Genomic DNA, 19,477 nt, shown 5'->3' with positions numbered 1-19,477 from the left:
GACGCAGGCCTGACTTGGAGCCTAATCGGTGGTGCGGCATGTGCTGTCGAGCAAATCGTCAGTGTATTGTTTCGACTACTTCACCCCATTGAGAAACAGCGTGGCGTGTTTCAAAAACAGATCCGGGTATTGATAGATCGCGCCATGGTTTGAATCCGGGTAGATCACCAGCTGGGCGTTGGGCAAAGTCTGCTGCAAGGTCACGTCATTGGCCGTGTAGAAGACAATGTCATGGCTGCCGGCGACTACCAGCGTCGGTTGCTTGATGCCTTTCAGGTAGTCGTTGGCGTTGTCGGCCGGCGCTCCCCAGCCAGCGATGGCGGCTGCTTGTGCGGGTGCAGTCTTGCTATCGACATCGACATCGCGATTGACCTTGCGTGCACGCAGACGGGTAAGAAACTCACGTCCGGCGGTCTGGCTTTCTGCGGTTTGGGTGAAAAACACGTCCAACAACAGCTCATCCGGTATGTCGCGTTTTTTCGCCAGGTAGCCTTGGAACTCCGGCGTCAGCGAAGCCATGCCTACGCCACCACGAGGTGAGGAGCCGACCAGAATCAGACGACGTACCAGTTCCGGATGATCAAGCGTCACTTGCTGGGCGATCAGACTACCCATGGAAAAGCCAAGTAAATCAGCCTTGTTTACACCCAGCCGCTGGAGCAGCCCGGTGGCGTATTTGGCCATGCCCTGGATATTATTCGGCACTTCACCGCTTGAGCTGGCGACGCCGGCATTGTCGAAAAGTATGACTTCGCGATCACGGGCAAAACCGTCGATGACTTTCGGGTCCCAACTGTCGAGGTTGCCGACGAAATGCTGGAGAAACACCAGCGGTACGCCACCGGCTTTGCCAAATCGGCGGTAAGCCAGGCGCGCACCATCCACTTCGACGAATCGGGTCGGCGCGGTTTGATGGGTGTAGCTGGAAGTCACTTTGGGCTCTGCCGGGGTGGCGCTGGCCTGAACCGCCAGTGTCGAGCAGGTAGTCGCCAGCGCGACGAGGGCGAAGGTACGGCGCAACGCCCACCGGGTGTTGAATACGGTCATAGAGATGTACCTGATAAAGACGGTGGGTGTAAGGTCCGCCCCGCACGGGTTGGCGACGGGGCGGAGCAGGATCAAGCGGGACTTTTCACGCTCGGGCGTTGCTGCACCTTGGTTTGCCAGGCAAGGAGCGCGGTGCACTCTTCGGGAATGGCGATGGAAGCGAACCCGGCGAACACAAGCCCCGCAAGTACGGTGATGTCGGCCATGGAAAATTGCTCCCCGGCGATATAGGGCTGGCTGCGTAGGACCTGATCGAAGTAGTGCATTCCAGCGACCGCTTTGTCGCGTTGACGGTTGCCCCAATCGAAACGGCCTTCCCATTCAGGACTCTTGTATGGCTGCAGAGCGGCACCGAGCCCCGGCGTGGCGTGGTGAAAGTAAAACCCGACCGGATCCGCCAGTTCGGACTCCGCGCGCTTTTGCATCATGTGGATGATGGCCTTTTCCTTCGGCGTTTTGCCGGTAAGAGTCGGGTTGCCGTCCAGGTTGTCCAGATACTCGGTGATTGCGGTACATTCAGAAATGTTGGTGCCGTCATCCAGCTGCAGAACTGGGACGGTACCCAGCGGGTTGATCGCCAGGAATGCGGGTTGCTTGTGTTCCGCTGCGAGCAGGTCGATCTTGATGAACTCTATTTGCGAGCCCAGGCCTTTTTCGGCCAGAACAATACGAATGCGCAGCGGATTAGGAAAACCAGGAATATCAAAAATCTTCATACGAGCTCCATAACTATCTATCTACCTATCGATAGGTATAAGCTACGGCAAGAACATTTTCACTGTCAACGTCTATCTATCGATAGAAAGGTAAAATTGTGACGACGGATACGCGAGAAACGATCATGGCGGTTGCTCGAAAAATGGTGCAGACCCGAGGCTACAATGGCTTGAGCTTTCGTGAACTGGCCAAAGAGGTCGGCATCAAGAGCGCGAGCATTCACTACCACTTCCCCACCAAGGGTGACTTGGGTGCGGCTTTGGCCAAACGCTACACCGAGGATGGTCTTCAGTATCTTGATGGTTTACGAAGCCATTCCGAAGATCTGAATGTTTGGATGAAGGGTTACACCGACGTATTTCGCATGGCACTGGTCAACGACAATCGCATGTGTCTGTGCGGGATCATGTCTGCCGAATACGATGACTTACCTCCAGAAGTGAGGACAGAGGTTGACGGTTTCACCGAACTGAATGTGCGCTGGCTGACGGAAGTGTTGTCTGTTTGCCGGCCACAGTTGAGCCTCGAGGAGCGACAGCAGCAGGCGCTGGCGATCTATGCGGCTGTGGAGGGCGCTCAGTTGATCGCTCGGGGGCGTGATGACATCAGCGTTTATGACAAAACAATCGAGATCTATCGCTCGGCAGGCCTATTACCTTAAGGTGCCGCAGTTCTCGACACGCCTTGCCTGTGGAGTCCAGACCAGCAGCGACGTGCGAGTAATCGCTGCTGGAATCATAATGACGAACGATCAGACGAGGCAAACGCTGCACCGTCTCTGAATCGCTTTTGATCTAGCGCCAAAGATTCCGTCAGGGGTTTCGACCGGTCTATCAATAAATACTCGCGACCCTGCCGTCACCGCTGTCCCAACCACCACCCAACGCTTTATAGATCGCGACGATGCCACGGTACTGATCGGTTTCACCCAGTGCCTGAGCATCTTCGGCGTTGAGCCGCTCGCGCTGCGCATCCAGCAGCACCAGATAATCCACGGTTCCTTCCTTGTACTGGATGGCCGCAAGGTCGGCAGCGGCGCGGCTCGATTCGCTTTGTTTGATCAACGACAACAAGCGTTGTTGGCGTTTGCCATAGTCGCTGAAGGCGTTTTCAGACTCTTCCAGCGCCAGCAGCACTTGCTGTTCGTAGGTCGCCAGCGCGCCTTCGGCATTGGCGTCGGCACCGCGAATGCGCGCCCGCACGCTGCCCAAATCAAATGCTGCCCAGGTGATGCTCGGTCCCAGACTCCAGGCCCTGGCGGCACTGGAACCAATCTGCGAACCACGGCCGGCGGTGAAACCAAGAAAACCGCTCAGGCTCACGCGCGGGAACAAGTCGGCGGTGGCCACACCGATATCCGCAGTGGAGGAAGCCAGCCTGCGCTCGGCGGCGAGCACATCCGGGCGCCGACGCAGCAGCACGGCGGGATCACCAATCGACAGCGCTTTGGCGATGGCTGGCAACTCGGCGGGGCTCAACGACACGCTCAACGTATTCGGACGCTCACCCAGCAGCGTGGCAATGCGGTTTTTCTGCCGCACCTGCTCCGCTTGAAGTTGCGGCACCGTAGCCTCGACCGCAGCCAGACGTGCATCGGCGCGCACTACGTCGAGTTCATTACCCACGCCCGCATCGCGCAGGCTGACCGTCACGCTGCGCGAATCCTGCTGGTTCTTCAGGTTGGCCAGGGCGATCTTTTCCCGCAGTTGAGCGCCGCGCAATTGGCCATAGGCGTCCACCAATTCGGCAATCATCGTCACGCGCAGTTGATACAAGTCTGCGGCGGCAGCATCTTCCTGGGCGTCGCTGGATTCCAGTTGGCGCTGGATGCGACCGAACAGATCGACTTCCCAGGCCATGTCGAGGCCAAGATCATAGCGCTCCTGATTGACGCGGCTTTCGGTCTGACCGGGCACTTGGCCCTTTCCTTGTTGGCTGCTGACGCGGCTGGTAACCACCGGCAAATTGTCGTTGCTGACGTCGTCCCGAATCGCTCGGGCCGCTTTCCAGCGGGCGAACGCCACGCGCAGATCGCGGTTGCCTTCCAGGGATTTGCTCACCAACTGGTTGAGCGTGGGGTCATCGAATTGCTGCCACCACACCGTTTCAAACCGTGATTGATCGTAGTGCCCGCCCTGGATCGACACGATAGTGGCCGGCGCGGTGTCAGGCGTCTTGTAGTCGGGACCGACCGTACACGCGGCGAGCGCAACGACCAGAAGGCTGGGTAAAAAAAGCTTCAAGGTGTTCATCAGTGTGCCTCCGGATTCAATGCGGTTGTTGTGTGAACCTTGGCGACCTTGCGCGCGTTTTTGCGCTCAATGGAGCGACGAATCAGCACGAAGAACACCGGCGTCAGCAGCAAGCCGAAGAAAGTTACGCCGAGCATCCCGGAGAACACCGCAACCCCCATCGCTCGGCGCATTTCGGAGCCGGCACCGGTGGACGTCACCAGCGGAATCACACCCATGATGAAGGCGAACGAGGTCATCAGGATCGGCCGCAACCGCATGCGGCAAGCCTCCAGCACCGCATCCAGCGGCGACATGCCCTGCTCCTGTTTGTCCTTGGCAAACTCGACGATCAGGATCGCGTTCTTGCAGGCCAGACCAACCAGCACGATCAGGCCGATCTGGGTAAAGATGTTGTTGTCGCCCTTGGAAATGATCACACCGGCAATCGCCGATAGCAGGGTCATCGGCACGATCAGGATCACCGCTAATGGCAGGCTCCAGCTTTCATACAGCGCCGCCAGCACCAGGAACGCCAACAACACGCAGAGCGGGAACACCAGCAACGCGGTGTTGCCGGACAGGATCTGTTGGTAGGTCAGGTCGGTCCATTCGTAGGTCATGCCATTCGGCAGTTCTTCTTTCAGCAGTTTTTCAATCGCCGCCTGGGCCTGGCCGGAGCTGTAGCCTGGCGCAGCGCTGCCGTTGATTTCGGCGGTGACGAAACCGTTGTAGTGCGAGACGCGGTCAGGCCCCGAACTAGGGCTGATCTTGACGAAGGTGGCCAGCGGGATCATCTCGCCGCGGTCGTTGCGCACCTTCAATTGGCCGATCTGTTCCGGCTCCTGGCGGAACTGTTGTTCGGCCTGTACGTTGACCTGATAGGTCCGCCCGAAACGGTTGAAGTCATTGGCATACAGCGAGCCCAGATACACCTGCAACGTGTCGAAAATGTCGTTGATCGCCACGCCATGGTTCTTGGCTTTTTCGCGGTCAATGGCGGCTTCGACCTGCGGCACGTTGACCGTGTAACTGGTGAACAGGTTGGCCAGCTCCGGAACGCTGCGGCTCTTGGTGATGATGTTCATGGTTTCTTTGTACAGCTCGTCGTAACCCAGGTTGCCCCGGTCCTCGATCTGCAAACGGAACCCGCCGATGGTGCCCAAGCCTTGCACTGGTGGCGGCGGAAACACCGCGATGTAGGCGTCCTGGATGCTGCCGAACTTGGCGTTCAGCGAAGCGGAAATCGCCCCGGCTGACAGGCTCGGATCCTTGCGCTCATCGAACGGCCGCAAACCGATGAAGGCGATGCCGGCATTCGGACTGTTGGTGAAGCCGTTGATCGAAAGGCCCGGGAAGGCCACGGCGCTGTCGAAGCCTGGTTCGTTCATGGCGATGGTGCTCATGCGCCGGATCACGTTTTCGGTGCGATCCAGGCTGGCGGCGTCCGGCAATTGGGCGAAAGTCACCAGGTACTTCTTGTCCTGGGTCGGCACAAAACCGGTCGGCGTGGTGCTGAAGCCCATGTAGGTCAAGGCGATCAGACCTGCGTAAATCAGCAACGCCACGCTGCTGCCGCGAATGATCTTGGCCACGGCAATCACATAGCCATGGCTGGCCTTATCGAAGAAGCGGTTGAAAGGTTTGAACAGCCAGCCACCAAGCAGGCGATCCAACACTTTGGAGAAACGGTCCTTCGGTGCACCGTGGGCCTTGAGCAACACGGCGGCCAAGGCCGGTGACAAGGTCAGGGAGTTGAACGCCGAAATCACCGTAGAGATCGCAATCGTCAACGCAAATTGCTTGTAGAACTGCCCGGTCAAGCCCGAAATAAAGGCTGCGGGTACGAACACCGCACACAACACCAGCGCCGTGGCGATGATCGGACCGCTCACCTCGCCCATGGCTTTTTTGGTCGCCTCGACCGGTTCCAGCCCCGACTCGATGTTCCGTTCGACGTTCTCCACCACCACGATCGCATCGTCCACCACGATCCCGATCGCCAGCACGAGGCCGAACAGCGACAGCGCATTCAACGAGAAGCCGAACAGGTGCATCACGGCAAACGTACCGATCAGCGACACCGGCACCGCGACCAGCGGAATGATCGAGGCGCGCCAGGTTTGCAGGAACAGGATCACCACCAGCACCACGAGGATCAGCGCTTCGAACAGCGTGTGAACCACCGCCTCGATCGAACTGCGCACGAAGATCGTCGGGTCATAGACAATTTCGTAGTCCATGCCTTCCGGGAAACTCTTCTTCAGCTCCGCCATCTTCGCCCGCACCTGGTTGGAGATGTCGATCGCATTCGAGCCCGGACGCTGGAAGATCGGCATCGCCACCGCTTCCTCGTTGTTGAGCAAGGCGCGTAAGGCGTACTGGTTGGAGCCCAACTCGACCCGGGCGATGTCTTTCAGACGCGTGATCTCGCCGTCCGGACCGCTGCGGATAATGACGTTCTCGAACTCTTCTTCACTGACCAACCGCCCCTGGGAGTTGATCGACATCTGGAAGCTCGTGGCATTCGGTGCCGGCGGCGAACCCAGTTGTCCTGCAGCGACCTGACGGTTCTGCTCGCGCACCGCGTTGACCACGTCGGTAGCGGTCAGATTGCGCGAAGCGGTCTTGTTCGGATCGAGCCAGATACGCAGCGAGTAATCACCGATACCGAACATCTTCACATCGCCAATACCGTTGAGGCGCGACAGCTCATCCTTGACGTTGAGGATCGCGTAGTTCGACAGGTAGAGCATGTCGTAGCGCTTGTCCGGCGACACCAGATGCACCAGCAAGGTCAGCTCGGGAGAAGCCTTGTCGACGGTAATACCGATGCGCGTCACTTCCTCGGGCAGCTTGGGTTCGGTGCGGGTCACACGGTTCTGCACCTGGACCTGGGCGTTGTCCAGATCGGTGCCCAAAGCGAACGTCACGGTCAGGGTCAGTCGGCCGTCAGCGGTGGATTGCGAGGACATGTACAACATGTTCTCGACTCCGGTGATCGCCTGCTCCAACGGCGCGGCCACGGTTTCACCGATGACTTTCGGGTTGGCGCCGGGGTAGTTGGCGTGGACCACCACGGTCGGTGGTACCACTTCCGGGTATTCGCTGATCGGTAACTGGAACAGCGAGATGGCTCCGGCGATCAGGATCAGCAGCGATAGCACGGCGGCGAAAATCGGCCGCGTGATAAAGAACTGGGAGAACTTCATGTCAGTGCTCCTTATCCGCGAGGTGCAGCGGCAGATTCAGCTTTCACCAGCGCAGGCGATTTAGCTGAAGCCGGTTGATTGGCGGCTTCGATTGCCTGACGCTGGCCAGCCAGTGTGGCGACCGTTTCCGGGCTCGCCATCGGCGCGTCCTGCGGATCGATCAGAGCACCGGGGCGGACGCGCTGCAGGCCGTTGATGACGATGCGATCTTCTTTCTGCAAGCCGCTGCGCACGATGCGCAGGCCTTCCGTTTTCGGCCCCAGATCAACGCTGCGATAAACCGCTTTGTTGTCCTGGCCGACCACTAGCACGAATTTCTTGCCGAGGTCGGTGCCGACCGCTTCGTCTTTGATCAACAGACCGGGATAGGCAGCGCTACCCACCAGTTTCAAGCGCGCATACAGACCAGGGGTGTACTGACCGCCGGCGTTATCAAAAACCGCACGGCCTCGGATGGTGCCGGTTTTCGGGTTTACCTGGTTGTCGACAAAGTTCATCTGCCCAAGGTGCGTGTTGCCCTCCTCGTTCGAAAGACCCATGTAGACCGGCGTGGTCTGGCCGCGCTGGCCCTGGCGGGAAAGCAGGCTGTACTTGAGGAACATGCGTTCGTCAGCATCGAAGTATGCGTAGACCTTGTCGGTGGAGACCACGCTGGTCAGCGCGGTCGTGTCGGCGGTGACAATGTTGCCGGCGGTGATTTCCGCGCGGCTGACGCGACCGGTGATCGGCGCCGTGACGCGGGTGAAGCTGAGATTCAAACGCGCTAGATCCAGCTGCGCCTGAATCGCATCGACACCGGCCCGGGCTTCCTGCGCCGTGGTCGTACGAGTGTCGGCGAGCTCGGCAGAGATCGCGTTGCTACTTAACAGACGCTGTCCGCGTTGCGCTTCGTTGCTAGTGCGGATCAGCGTGGCGCGTGCCTGTTGCAACTGCGCCTCGATGCGATGCACTTCATGCTCGAACGGACGTGGATCAATCTGGAACAGCAAATCGCCCTTCTTAACCAGCCCACCATCGGTAAAAGCAACGCGTTCGATCTGGCCCGACACCCGTGGGCGAACCTCTACGGTTTCTGGTGCTTCCAGGCGAGCAGTGACTTCATCCCACTCGGTGATGGGTTGCTCAAGCACTTTCGCGACGGTAACGTGCGGCGCCCCGGGAACCTGAGCGGCATCGGGTGTGCGTTCACACGCGGCAAGCGCTACCAGCGCCAACGCAGCAAGGGGATAACGCAAAGGTTTGAGTGACTGTTCCATGGGTTGTGTCCGCCAGACGGTTTGGGAATTTGCGGATTCTCGGCCTCACGCGAGGTCACGACGAATCGAAGGGAGTGAAGTTGGCTATCACTAATAATGATAGCCATCATATTTAATGACAAAAAAAGGGATCAGCCCGGTTAAACCCTGGTGTCGGTGATCGCAGTACACACGCAATCCAACGCTGGCCCGAGCGTCTGTGCAGCACGCAATGCACGAGAGGTGGGCACCATTCGACGACCGATGCGCTCGAACAGAGGGTCGTTGAACAGCCTGCGCAAACGCACCAGCGCTGCGCTGACCGCTGGCTGACCTAGAGATAATTTTTCAGCGGCGCGGGTTAGGTTGCGCTCCTGAATAAGAGCTTCGAACACCACCAGCAGATTCAGATCGACACAGCGCAGATCATTACGTTTCATGGGGCCGGTCCACCGGGGAATTATTTGACTTGAGCTAAAGCCATGGGATCCGCGAGACTTCTACAGATGCCTAGACAGCCATTGCAGCAACTTTATATGACGAATATCATGAAAGCCAGCCCAGCAACATCGTTATGTCCAGGCGATGCCAACCTGGCGACAGGAGCAATTTTCATGAAAGTGACGAAAGACCAGGCCGCAGCCAACAAAGAAGCCATCCTTACTGCAGCGTCACGGCTGTATCGGGAAAAAGGCATCGACGGAATTGGTATCGGCGAGCTCTCGCGCTCAGTTGGCCTGACCCATGGCGGGTTCTACGGACAGTTTCCGGGCGGCAAGGAACAGCTCGCGTCAGAAGCGGTCAGCCGTACATTTGAATCAAATATTCAGGATTGGCAAAATGCCAAATCTATTCCCGAGCTCGTCAAGACGTACCTGACACAAGCGCATCTGGATAACTGGACCGAGGGTTGTCCCATTCCTGCATTGGGTGCGGATGTCGCGCGTACCGGTGGCACGGTCAGCAGCTCCTTCACCAGAGGCGTCGAGCACTTGATCGATACCCTGATGGCGTTGGTCGAAGGCGAAAATCGTGAAGAGAAGTACCAAGAGTCACTACGCGTCCTGTCGTCGATCACGGGGGCGATGCTCATTGCCAGAGCGCTGGATAGCCCTGAACTGTCTGTGCAGTTTCTACAATCGGTCATTAATGCCTGGCCTGTCACTCCCACAAAAAAAGAGCGGGCTGCTAAGCGCCGCTCAAAGGATGAAGACTGACTTTACTGTCAGCAAGGGATTCGCTATGCCGAACATGTGTGGAACGACGCCCCCATCATCTTCTGCTCGACAATGGCAGGTTTACGCTTGCTTTAGTTGGGGCATGTACTTGGCAAGTTGAGTAGGATCAGTGGTCGGTGGGTTGAGCCTCGTGTTGATAGTTGAACCACCTATGAACCGCTCGAAGACTTTCCAGCCGTGTTCAGTTCGACGCAAGCGATCCATCATTGGCGAGTAGAGCCAGATAGCAGGCAAATCACCGGGGCTATCGATGGCTTGGCCATCTCCCAGCATCGCTGCCGACTCTGGGGTGGCGTAGCGCACAAGCAAATTCTGATAGCGCACCACCACACCGTCTTCATCGACATCGACAATGTGATTGGTAGCGTGTCGGCTGACCCCAGGAATCAGATACGGATAGTCCTTCTTGAAGAACTGGCGAATCTCATCGTGACCACGAATGGTGCCATGGAAGTGGTACGCGACGGCGTTCGGTAGAAAGGCATCGACCATTGCCTCCACATCCCAAGTCTCGAACCACCAATTGAGCCTGTTCACGAAGTCGATCGCGCTGATTCGGTCCGCTGGATCGACAACGCTCTGGGACGAAATTCTTGGAAAAGCTTTCATAAGTACTTCCTCATTTCGGGGTCAAAATCATATGTGTAATTACACACAAAACACGCAAAAAAATTTATTTACCGCCGGCCTGCTTAAGAAGTGAGTTACGAATCAGAACTGCTGCGACCCCGCCGATTTGATCCTCACGCTCACGCTGCGCAGCTTTCCAATAGGGCTCGGCCTCCTCCACCTTCGCTCGTCCTTGCGCAGACAGCGAGAGCCTGATGGCAGAACGCGGCCCTTCGGCATGGCTAGCGACATAACCTTCGTTCTGCAGTGGCTTCAGTGCCCGAACCAACGTAGTTCGTTCCATGACCATTACCTCAGCCAATTCGGCGATCAGGATCCCGGGATGCTCATTGATCAACGCAAGAGTCGAAAACTGCGAGACAGTGAGTTTCGCAGCAGACAGATGCCGATCGTAGAGGCGGGTCAGCAGACGCGCATGGCGTCTGGCGGCGAGGCAATGACAAAGGTCGGCGCCATGGGGGCTTTTCATGACGACCATCATATGTGTAAATACACACCAGTCAAGTACAAATTGAGGCACTGAGGCTGTGCTCAGCGCCGACGAGCCACTGAGAGTGTCAGCAAAATTGCTGAAACAGTCATACATCGTCCCTAGTGGACGCATTCGCGTAACCAATTTACGAGGCTAGCAATTTATGTCTGAAGTACGAGAGCTTTATGGCGCATCAACGGGGAATAGTCTGCGAGCTGCAATCGCCTTGGCTGAAGCGGGCATAGAATTTACCCCGAGGTGTCTTGACCTTCTCTCTGGCGATCAGCGCGCCCCAGAATATCTGGCGCTTAACCCGTTAGGTAAGGCTCCGACATTTGTAGATCACAGCGTCTCACCTACTCTAGTAATCAATCAGTCAAATGCAATTATGCAGTACGCTGACGAACAGGCCCCTGGTCGGCTGTCGCCCATAGAGCCGAGTGCTCAACGGTATAGGGTCTACGACCGGTTTTATTTCTTCGTCACGGATGTTATCGCCCCAAGCCACGCCGCTTTTTTTCTGCGCCAGATAGGGCAACAAGATGCATCTGCGCCACTAAACCGGCGAGCGTTGGAACATCTGATGACGGCAGACGCATTTCTCGAGAGCGGGTACATAGCGGGCGATGCCTTCTCGATGGCCGATATTTCTGCGTTTACTTTTGCAAGATCGGTGCGCGACCAAATTGATTTGGAGAAGTTGCCCCGTATGGCACGCTGGCTGGCGTTGATAGAAGCCCGACCCGCAGTGAAGCTGGGCATGCAGGCATTTGAATCCAAGCCGTCATCGCGAAAATGATTCATCAGCGCGACGGCTTCGGCTTCCGGCCCCCCATCAGGCGTTCGGTGAACTCGTTCCGGAGGCTGCCAGCCCTCTCGTCAGATTGCTGACCCACCAGCCCCCCCCCGCCTGCAACACCACCCCCTCTAAACTTACGTGCTGAATTTCCCTAGAACTGAAGAATTCGTTGACAAAGATGATGCGTATCATATAACTGTATTACACCCATCATAAATTCATGCCCATTATGCAGTCGGAAACCAAAAGAGAGAGAAGAACGATGACAAGTCCCACCATACTCGTTACCGGCGCCGGCGGTTTTACCGGCCGGAGAACCGTTGAAATATTGCGCGAAAAAGAATACGCGGTTCGTGCGCTGGTCCGCACGAACGATGATCGAGCGGCCAGACTGCGCCATTTGGGCGCCGAAGTTGTGGTCGGGGACCTGCTGGACTTGAACACTGTTCGAGCAGCGCTTGAAGGCATCAAGCGAACTTATTTCGTCTATCCAATCGCACCTGGCTTGATTGAAGCGACCGCCCACTTCGCTCTCGCTGCTAAAGAAGCCGGAGTAGAGTCAGTTGTAAACATGTCTCAAATTTCCGCACGTCGCGTGGCCCAGAGTCACGCGGCCCTTAATCACTACACTGCCGAGCGAGTGTTTGACTGGTCGGGCCTGGATATGACTCACTTGCGACCGACTTACTTTGCACAGTGGCTGATCTACCCGCACTGGCGCAAACATATTGTTGAACACGGCGAGATTCGTCTGCCGTTTGGTTCAGGTCGTCACGCCCCGATCGCAGCAGAGGATCAGGCTCGACTGATCGCTGCAATCTTGGAAAATCCGGAATCCCACAAGGGCAGGACGTACCCGCTGCATGGTCCGGTTGAACTGAACCAGCAGGCCATAGCTGACGAAGTCGGCAGAGTATTGGGTCGTGAGATCAAGTACGTGGCGATAACACTGGATCAGTACCGCCAGGAGCTGCAGAGCGATGGCCTACAGCCGTTCCTCATTCAGCATCTGCTGGAAGTTGCAAAGGACTACCAGCACGGCGTGTTCGAGGGGGAGGATTCCATTATTGGCGAGGTTACGGGACAACCACCGATGACTGTTCAAGCGTTCGTGACCTTGCACAAGGAACTGCTCACCAGATAAAGCTTTTGCGAGGCGGCCGCGAATGACTGCTTTGGGCGGAAAAAGCGGACGTTCGTCGTCGCCCGCATACGGCCAACCGCAGTCTGTCCGAAGGGCAGTAATCGGCCAAAAGGAGCCAGTTGAAGGCGTCTAGAAGACTAGGGGCGATTAAGCATGCTCATAGGTTTGATATATAGCTTAAGATTAGTCGAGTAACGGGTGAATCATTTCGACCGAATGATGCGATTCATCTTTAGCTTATTCAGGGCTAACGAACAAAATAGCTTTATCAATAAGCTCTCGCTGTCGCATCAGCTCCTCTATCGAAGCTGACGAGTCTAAGAATTTATTGGCATCTTGCAATCCAGAAAAATTGCCAACTTCAGCTAAGTGAAAAATAACCGCCTGCCGAAAGTATTTTTGTATCTGGAAGCAATGAGGGGATGGATCATCGATAGACTGTCCCATATGTACATTTCGATTACGGTAGTCTTTTACATGCTCTAATATTTGTCGATGATACTCGCGCTCGCCATAAAGGTAAGAGCAACGCGCAACGACTAAATCCGTATTATTTTCATTTGGAGCCATTACTGACTCCAAAGCAGCCCATCCCCGTTGAACAGATGAGTTTTTATCAGTCTCGTCAAAGGCACGTACAAATCTTACGATGGCGTCCTTGATAATGTGCGCGTCCTTATGATGCTTGAGCTTATCTGTTACGAACTCAAAGAATTTCATCGACTGCGTTTTTTTTCCAGCTGTCAGATTTAATGATCTTCGCTCAGTATAGTTCGAGTCATACCAAAAAATATTGCTATCACTTAGACTGCCATCCTTGTTGTGCAGCGTGTGCATTCCCCCTAAAGTCAGCTTGTTGATAGGCGCTCTTCGAATTGCCTGCATCGAAAAGGCAAGCTCAAACGCGGGGTTTATATCTAGACAAAAGACTCCCCTTATGAAATCCAGTTCATGTAGCGCATGTTCTACACCATCCATGGCGTTTTTCGACTTGAATCTTACAACCACCGGGCAGTAGCTATCTGGTAGAGATGGAGATTCAAATTTCCAACGAGCATCATATGTTTCTCGAGTTTTATATTTTTTTGGAAGCCCGCCTGGGTAACATTCCAGAGTCGTATCGCCGAGCACTATCCTTCGCAGTGGAAAGCCCGCGCCTATCGATATCGAAGTTACTAGCACGTACTCCTTCGGCGCCTGCTTGTTATAAGCCAACACCTCTGCCTTTAATGCCTTCAAAAAATCATCAGCCAATTTGCTCCCGGATTTTACCCAGGAGTTCAAGGCTCGATTATAAAATCTCTTAGCGGTGTGATAACTAAATGTTTTATGAAAATCAATCATCGTAAAAAGAACGGAATTAAGCTCATGCATTTCGAAGCCATTGAAAGAAACTTTGCCTTCGGCGTCGATAGATGAGCATGCCTTTAGGCGATCCAGGATAATTTGTGGCTTCAGTTTTTTGTTGGCCTTCCATTCGACTTTCATATCCACTCCTCAAATTCAACCATATTCTAACCTCGTTTACATCGCTCTGAATCGCCCCGGGTTCCCAGATACATCCAAGGTCTCCTCTTGGCCGAAAGCGGATTTTCGCGAACAATCGCTCCTGGACGCACTTGGATGCACAGTCATTCCCATGATGGATCGGCAAGATAATCCGCCAACGCCCCATAAATAACGGCCCGCCTCCCACGCAGAAAGACCCTGTATCAGTTAAGCACCAGTAACCTTTTCCTTCGAAGAATTCCGCTTCCACTTTGGTGACGCATCATCTGCTGCGCAACCTTCTTTGGCTTGGCTGGGTTAAGCCATTCCCTGGTTCCAAGGCTGATGGCTGTATGTTGCAAAAATGTTCATGACTTATCCCCGCATTGAGTAAGAGCAGACTGGATAAGTGCGAAGCGGGCTTGCGTTGGTTCCGCGCCTTCATTGGGCAATGGCTTGGTTGTATCGACCCTGTATGCGCTCCAGCTCGCCCGAGTGACGCAGCTGCGCCAGGGCGTGGGACCAAGAGGCTACCAGTTCGTCCTCACAGTCGCGGCTGAAGGCGATGTACAGAGATGAGCGATAGAGCTCGACGGGAACCTTCCGCAGCGTGCCGGGGGCGATGTTCAACTGGCGGCTGTAGTAAGCCACTCCCGCATCGGAGTCGCCTATGATGATCTCGGTGCGCCCGGCTAGCAGCATGCGATGAGCTGTAGGCTCTGGGTTGCAATTTTTTTGAGGTTGTTAAAGCCCCGCGACTGCAGAGTCTCGGGTATCACGCCGGCATGTCTCGTCGTAATTTTTGGCGCGCGCAGTAGCTGCTCCAAGGTATTCACGGGCTGCTGCGCATTGGCTAACTGATAGGGGTGAATGGACTCTTCCACGATCGGTCCTACCCACTTGTACAACGGTTCGCGCTCTGCCGTACGGAATAGTGAATACATGATGGTCTTGGGTCGGGTCATCAATGCACGGGCGCTTCGCATACTAGGCAGCAGCACCACCTCAAAATCATCCCCAGTCAGCGTCATTATGCCTCGAACGATCTCGGTGGCCATGCCGGTGAGCTGATCTTTCTCCTGGTAGTTGTACGGCGCCCACTCTTCAGTAACGACCTGATACTGTTCGGCCCTGAGCGGAGTGATAAGTGATAGGCAGAGCAGCGCGGCAGTAAGTGTCGAATGTTTCACGTGTTCTGCCTGCTGGACTGTGCGGTGATCAAGGTTGGATCTGTTTAAAAAAGGGCAATATTAGTATAGATGAATTTAAAGAATTAAAACTGTCGCAACCGGTCCACGGACTTCGCGGCTTTCAGCGTCCTTTAGAGAATGCGCAAAACTGTCGCAATCGATAGATACGCAGGTCCAGGATTATGCGCTAGAGAATTAAACCTGTCGCACCCTGGGACGACAAGGCTTTTGTATACATTTAACAGCACCGGCGGCTGGCAAGCCGCCGGGCCGTGCATCATCAACGAGGGATGAAGTAGGCAACGAGACCAATAGTCATCAACCAGACGTGGGTAGGACTGTCGTCCGGAATGTCACCTGGAAAAAGGAACATGGTAAACATGGCCGATTCTCCGGCCAGGGGAAGGGTCAAGGTCGGAATTGACTAATGACTGTCCTGACTTCGTATTTAGTGGTGTTGGTCACCGAGTTGACGAATTCGGGCGAAAAATACCTGTACTATTCTGAGTGCTCATAGTTCGTCGACGCCTCGATCTTTGGATACTACCTCTTTAAATAGGCAGCCCCCGTGATATCTCTGAAGTGGGTGCAGAAGATAGTACTCTAATTTTTTAGTACACATTAGAGCTCAAAATAGACAAACTGCTGCCGATTGTCTAGCATCGGCAACACATTACTGAGAGCGCAACTCATCAACCACTAAAAAACAATATTCAACAGGTCTGGCCGACCTAGGTGGCAATAAAGCATTGTTTCAGTTAAAGGTAGATCATCACGAACTTCACTTTTCAAACTTTCCGAGGAAAGCCCAGAGATCGCAGCAACTCTACCTATAAGAGAACTATACCAGTCACAATGAAAATCATTAATCAATTTATTTATATCGGCATGAATACACAAAAACTGCTCCGACGATAGATAGTTTTTATCCTCAAAATACATCAAAACATCTGTTGCGTAGGACATGCGAAAGAAATGCGAGACAAACAATCGCCAACTAATCGCTTGACAGCCTTTTTCTTGCAACTCGGTCAAGAACCTATCGACCATAAATAAGATCCTAGCCATTAAAACTGATGAGTGTCGACCATCAACCGGCAAGTAAGTACCCAATACACTTAAGGCACCGCACCTCAAAAATCCATTTGCAACAGAAACATACGAACCTCCTACCGAGGAGGTCGAACATGCGCTCAGCGCCACAATAGGTGGGATCCTCGCCACCGAGTGCAAAGACCAACTATTGAGTTTTTCGCTTCCAATAGCTAACCAGCCCGTCCCAGTAGTGCCCTCGTGATCTCCGTGGCAATCGAATATGACCATCCCCCCGGAAAACTCATTCAGTGCCGCAATAACCTCAGCAATGCTAGTCACATCTACAAACTTAACCGAAATATTTTCGGATAGCGGATACGATTGAACTGCATCTTGGAGAAGCCCCTTCAGCTTATCTGATTGCCCAAACGACCGGACGACCAAAACATCGCGCACGTTTGTCACTGGAAGATCATAACTTCCGCCCAGAGCACAAAGCTGTAATAACATGTTGCCCGGCGTCACGGGAACTCGACATACTTCATGACTAATCATGAGTGGCAGATCTTCTAAGGTAGTCCATTCCAAAGGGACATCACTGCAAATTATACATTCACTCACGCTGTTTTGTAACACATGGCGAAACCGCTCACTATATGCAGAGTTTAATTCGCCAACTAGCTCCTTGAACTTTACTTTGAGCCTCCTATTGCCAGAGATCTCTTTCCCTGCATGAATAATATCTATTTCCTTCAGTTTGGATATCTGCAGGTTCACGGAGTTAGGAAGACGAATAGCGGGTATCCCTAGAGAGCTTGCAAGCAAACCAATGGTATGATTTGTGACCTTTAACTCTTTTTGCCTTTCTTCCAGCAAGTATGCTGCCATAGGATCATTGTGAGGATGATCATCTATAGTATGCCCCTCCGGCGCAAGCCAACCTGAGTAACCGGGATTTCTAATCAATGCATTTTTAATGAAGTTACGATGCGAAACCCTTTTGATCTCCCTAAACAGCTGATTCCAGCGATGAGAATTAGTATTATATAGTTCATTCACAATAGCGGGAGAATACAAAATCACGCCATTTTTATCACCGGATTTCAAGGTATTAAGTACGGACTCAACACCATTGGCGATGGCATTATAATAGCTCTCAATATTAAGAGGCTGAATATACTTAGTATCAGGGATGCTATAACCGAGTGAAGCAAGAAGAAGTTCGTTGGCTACGGTTGTTCCAGCGCCATGATACACCAGGTCGATACTATCGCTGTATGCACTCCGAAGTTTTGGCAACTTTTCTTTTATTCCAAGAGAAGCTCGCATGCGCCTTAAGCCCTTGTAGATTTCGTAGTCAAAGATTTGAGTCGAAAATCTATTTTTTAGGATCGCAAGATTTATAGCACCTCGGGCATTCCCTGTAGTTGCCAAGACAGTGACAATCCCACCAGGAAAAGCCAGCCTTGATATTTCATCAGCAAATCTTTCTGGATATAGTACTATCGCCACATGTGTTTCGACCAACGATGGAATTGAACAGACTAACTTTCCGCCAATGACACGAACTCGGCGCCCACTTGCTACTTTTCTGTAGCCTATAAGACTTTGCTGATTCATAAATATTTCAGCAGTATCAAATGGTCCTACTGTAGCCGCGACCAGGAGATCTTGGACTTCCCCCTCCATGACCTCTCTATGCCAGCCTTGAAAGAAGCTCATATCTTCAGCGACAGGCAAGACAACTATGTAAGTTATTGCGACCATATAATCCTTCTTATCAAAAACAGCCAAGAGCAACAAAACGCCCGCGCGCCTCCGTTGCTTTTAAATAAAATTTACGTCAATTTTCTCCATGTCAGCGCAATGATATTTAACATTACCTTGAAGACACCCCGATATAGTTATCTCATTCAGCCCATGCTACCTCTAAGGATTCCTAAAGAGTCTCGCGTCTCGCAATTTGTTGTTGGAAAATTGATTAAAGCCAGAAGCGGTTCAATTTACCAAAGCGCTATCGCCAAATATCCAGTCTTGGTACTGTTCGTCGGTGGTAGGTACGGGTTTATATTCACACCGCACTCGCATGAACCCGATTGGTACCTCGGCTGTCTTTTCAAAAAAATCAGCAAAGTCGAAAGCTCTCAACTTATACGGCGCAACTAACACCGCTTCTTGAGTGGAGCCTAAAAACACCACTGGTGTGTTGAGAACGACGTTGCTGCACTCGTGTGAATAATTGAAGTCCAGCGCGTGAGCCATCAAGTAAACCTTCTCAGGCACTCTGGAGTCGGCAATTTGATCATGCGACCACCCCCAACCAAAGTAAAGAATAACGCCCGAAACGAAGACGGAAAGCACGGAAGAGAGTGGCGGAAAATAATCGGCCTCGCCGTTCAGCTTGCCTTTTACCCAACCTGCACTGACGAAAATATGGACAATCGATAGCACTAGGGCAGTGAATAAAACAAACGGCAAAACAAGCTTAATTACCAACAGCCCAGTCGTGAACGCCATGGTAATGGGGAAAGCAGAGGCGTCGACATGGAAGACGCCGTTGACATACCCCGCAGCTTTTCCACGCGAGTACACAACTACGCCGGACAGAATTACTGAGACAAGAAATTTGGTACTTGCGAAACTGAACAAAGATCGAAAAACAGCTGAGCGTTCAAGTGACACACATATAAAAATCGTACAAAAAACGACGGCCCACAGGCGAAATGCCACGGTATGCTCTCGTATCCAATCTGAGTCGCTATCTGCCGAACGAGTGACTGCAAGAATTACTCCGATGAGTCCCACAACACTAAGCGCCCAACTCAACTCGTAACGGCGCTGGTCTTCTGCGAAGCCTTGTTTAGCCAGCCACCCAGATAATTGTCTGTGGATCTCCCTTACGTAGAATTTCAAGGTCTTTTGATTCTGCGACAAATCCAACTCGCCACCCCGCAGTTCATCGGCGATAGACTCAATATGCTTTTCGATTTTCTGGGTCATCTTTTTGCGATTTCTAGTTTTGTGGAAATGGAGAGTGTG

General features: G+C 53.6%; 15 protein-coding genes and 1 pseudogene. 4 read left to right on the top strand and 12 right to left on the bottom strand.

All coding sequences use genetic code 11. The features are described 5' to 3' along the window. Positions 1-75: 75 nt before the first annotated feature. Together PSH66_RS25625 and PSH66_RS25620 are read right to left on the bottom strand one after the other, a co-directional pair. On the bottom strand, positions 76-1,047 hold the full coding sequence (locus PSH66_RS25625; protein WP_305427886.1) for an alpha/beta fold hydrolase: 972 nt from the start codon (positions 1,045-1,047) through the stop codon (positions 76-78). Between the two features lie 71 nt (positions 1,048-1,118). Then, positions 1,119-1,763, bottom strand: coding sequence for a glutathione S-transferase (locus tag PSH66_RS25620; RefSeq protein WP_305427885.1), 645 nt, complete (start codon positions 1,761-1,763; stop codon positions 1,119-1,121). Between the two features lie 125 nt (positions 1,764-1,888). Between PSH66_RS25620 and PSH66_RS25615 the strand changes: the two genes are divergently transcribed. Next, positions 1,889-2,425, top strand: a complete 537-nt coding sequence (locus PSH66_RS25615; RefSeq protein ID WP_163974006.1) for a TetR/AcrR family transcriptional regulator — start codon at positions 1,889-1,891, stop codon at positions 2,423-2,425. A 172-nt stretch (positions 2,426-2,597) separates the two neighbouring features. On the opposite strand, the gene PSH66_RS25610 is transcribed toward PSH66_RS25615, so the two are convergent. From PSH66_RS25610 to PSH66_RS25595, 4 genes are all read right to left on the bottom strand, one after another. Next, complete coding sequence (locus PSH66_RS25610; RefSeq protein ID WP_305427884.1) at positions 2,598-4,016, bottom strand: efflux transporter outer membrane subunit; 1,419 nt, start codon at positions 4,014-4,016, stop codon at positions 2,598-2,600. Next, entirely contained in the window at positions 4,016-7,207 is a 3,192-nt protein-coding gene (locus PSH66_RS25605) for an efflux RND transporter permease subunit (RefSeq protein ID WP_305427882.1), read from the bottom strand. The genes PSH66_RS25610 and PSH66_RS25605 overlap by 1 nt, the downstream gene beginning before the upstream one ends. A gap of 11 nt (positions 7,208-7,218) precedes the next feature. Next, positions 7,219-8,463, bottom strand: coding sequence for a multidrug efflux RND transporter periplasmic adaptor subunit MexE (gene mexE / locus PSH66_RS25600; RefSeq protein WP_305427881.1), 1,245 nt, complete (start codon positions 8,461-8,463; stop codon positions 7,219-7,221). Positions 8,464-8,603: 140 nt separating this feature from the next. Next, positions 8,604-8,882 (bottom strand): LysR family transcriptional regulator, encoded by a 279-nt coding sequence (locus tag PSH66_RS25595; protein ID WP_163974002.1) that lies wholly within the window; start codon positions 8,880-8,882, stop codon positions 8,604-8,606. A gap of 174 nt (positions 8,883-9,056) precedes the next feature. Here PSH66_RS25595 and PSH66_RS25590 point away from each other — a divergent pair, with 174 nt between their 5' ends. Beyond that, positions 9,057-9,659, top strand: coding sequence for a TetR/AcrR family transcriptional regulator (locus PSH66_RS25590; protein WP_305427880.1), 603 nt, complete (start codon positions 9,057-9,059; stop codon positions 9,657-9,659). A gap of 81 nt (positions 9,660-9,740) precedes the next feature. Here PSH66_RS25590 and PSH66_RS25585 read toward each other — a convergent pair whose 3' ends face one another. Both PSH66_RS25585 and PSH66_RS25580 read right to left on the bottom strand, forming a co-directional pair. Further along, positions 9,741-10,289 carry a nuclear transport factor 2 family protein gene (locus PSH66_RS25585; RefSeq protein WP_305427879.1) on the bottom strand — a complete coding sequence of 183 codons (549 nt, stop codon included), beginning with the start codon at positions 10,287-10,289 and terminating at the stop codon, positions 9,741-9,743. A 64-nt stretch (positions 10,290-10,353) separates the two neighbouring features. Further along, entirely contained in the window at positions 10,354-10,779 is a 426-nt protein-coding gene (locus tag PSH66_RS25580; protein WP_305427878.1) for a MarR family winged helix-turn-helix transcriptional regulator, read from the bottom strand. Between the two features lie 166 nt (positions 10,780-10,945). Here PSH66_RS25580 and PSH66_RS25575 point away from each other — a divergent pair, with 166 nt between their 5' ends. Together PSH66_RS25575 and PSH66_RS25570 are read left to right on the top strand one after the other, a co-directional pair. Then, positions 10,946-11,581 carry a glutathione S-transferase family protein gene (locus PSH66_RS25575; protein ID WP_305427877.1) on the top strand — a complete coding sequence of 212 codons (636 nt, stop codon included), beginning with the start codon at positions 10,946-10,948 and terminating at the stop codon, positions 11,579-11,581. Positions 11,582-11,843: 262 nt separating this feature from the next. Then, the gene (locus tag PSH66_RS25570; RefSeq protein WP_305427876.1) at positions 11,844-12,725 is read left to right on the top strand and encodes an NAD(P)H-binding protein; all 882 of its coding nucleotides are present in this window, start codon (positions 11,844-11,846) and stop codon (positions 12,723-12,725) included. 237 nt (positions 12,726-12,962) lie between these two features. Here the strand turns inward: PSH66_RS25570 and PSH66_RS25565 are convergent, their stop codons facing one another. The 4 genes and pseudogenes from PSH66_RS25565 to PSH66_RS25550 all read right to left on the bottom strand — a co-directional run bounded on the left by PSH66_RS25565 (position 12,963) and on the right by PSH66_RS25550 (position 19,438). Further along, positions 12,963-14,213 (bottom strand): hypothetical protein, encoded by a 1,251-nt coding sequence (locus tag PSH66_RS25565; RefSeq protein ID WP_305427875.1) that lies wholly within the window; start codon positions 14,211-14,213, stop codon positions 12,963-12,965. A gap of 441 nt (positions 14,214-14,654) precedes the next feature. Next, positions 14,655-15,403, bottom strand: a pseudogene (locus tag PSH66_RS25560) (substrate-binding periplasmic protein). A 699-nt stretch (positions 15,404-16,102) separates the two neighbouring features. Beyond that, on the bottom strand, positions 16,103-18,241 hold the full coding sequence (locus PSH66_RS25555) for a hypothetical protein (protein WP_305427874.1): 2,139 nt from the start codon (positions 18,239-18,241) through the stop codon (positions 16,103-16,105). 195 nt (positions 18,242-18,436) lie between these two features. Beyond that, complete coding sequence (locus PSH66_RS25550; RefSeq protein WP_305427873.1) at positions 18,437-19,438, bottom strand: hypothetical protein; 1,002 nt, start codon at positions 19,436-19,438, stop codon at positions 18,437-18,439. Positions 19,439-19,477 lie beyond the last annotated feature (39 nt).

Origin of the sequence: Pseudomonas sp. FP597, from assembly GCF_030687435.1 — a bacterium.
Taxonomy (GTDB): domain Bacteria; phylum Pseudomonadota; class Gammaproteobacteria; order Pseudomonadales; family Pseudomonadaceae; genus Aquipseudomonas; species Aquipseudomonas lactucae.
The sequence above is the reverse complement of the archived record's forward strand: the minus strand, read 5'-3'. Positions and strand labels throughout refer to the sequence as shown.

Coding starts and splice junctions, on each gene's coding strand:
- PSH66_RS25625 (WP_305427886.1), bottom strand. CDS start 1,047: ATGACCGTATTCAACACCCGGTGGGCGTTGCGCCGTACCTTCGCCCTC.
- PSH66_RS25620 (WP_305427885.1), bottom strand. CDS start 1,763: ATGAAGATTTTTGATATTCCTGGTTTTCCTAATCCGCTGCGCATTCGT.
- PSH66_RS25615 (WP_163974006.1), top strand. CDS start 1,889: ATGGCGGTTGCTCGAAAAATGGTGCAGACCCGAGGCTACAATGGCTTG.
- PSH66_RS25610 (WP_305427884.1), bottom strand. CDS start 4,016: ATGAACACCTTGAAGCTTTTTTTACCCAGCCTTCTGGTCGTTGCGCTC.
- PSH66_RS25605 (WP_305427882.1), bottom strand. CDS start 7,207: ATGAAGTTCTCCCAGTTCTTTATCACGCGGCCGATTTTCGCCGCCGTG.
- mexE (WP_305427881.1), bottom strand. CDS start 8,463: ATGGAACAGTCACTCAAACCTTTGCGTTATCCCCTTGCTGCGTTGGCG.
- PSH66_RS25595 (WP_163974002.1), bottom strand. CDS start 8,882: ATGAAACGTAATGATCTGCGCTGTGTCGATCTGAATCTGCTGGTGGTG.
- PSH66_RS25590 (WP_305427880.1), top strand. CDS start 9,057: ATGAAAGTGACGAAAGACCAGGCCGCAGCCAACAAAGAAGCCATCCTT.
- PSH66_RS25585 (WP_305427879.1), bottom strand. CDS start 10,289: ATGAAAGCTTTTCCAAGAATTTCGTCCCAGAGCGTTGTCGATCCAGCG.
- PSH66_RS25580 (WP_305427878.1), bottom strand. CDS start 10,779: ATGAAAAGCCCCCATGGCGCCGACCTTTGTCATTGCCTCGCCGCCAGA.
- PSH66_RS25575 (WP_305427877.1), top strand. CDS start 10,946: ATGTCTGAAGTACGAGAGCTTTATGGCGCATCAACGGGGAATAGTCTG.
- PSH66_RS25570 (WP_305427876.1), top strand. CDS start 11,844: ATGACAAGTCCCACCATACTCGTTACCGGCGCCGGCGGTTTTACCGGC.
- PSH66_RS25565 (WP_305427875.1), bottom strand. CDS start 14,213: ATGAAAGTCGAATGGAAGGCCAACAAAAAACTGAAGCCACAAATTATC.
- PSH66_RS25550 (WP_305427873.1), bottom strand. CDS start 19,438: ATGACCCAGAAAATCGAAAAGCATATTGAGTCTATCGCCGATGAACTG.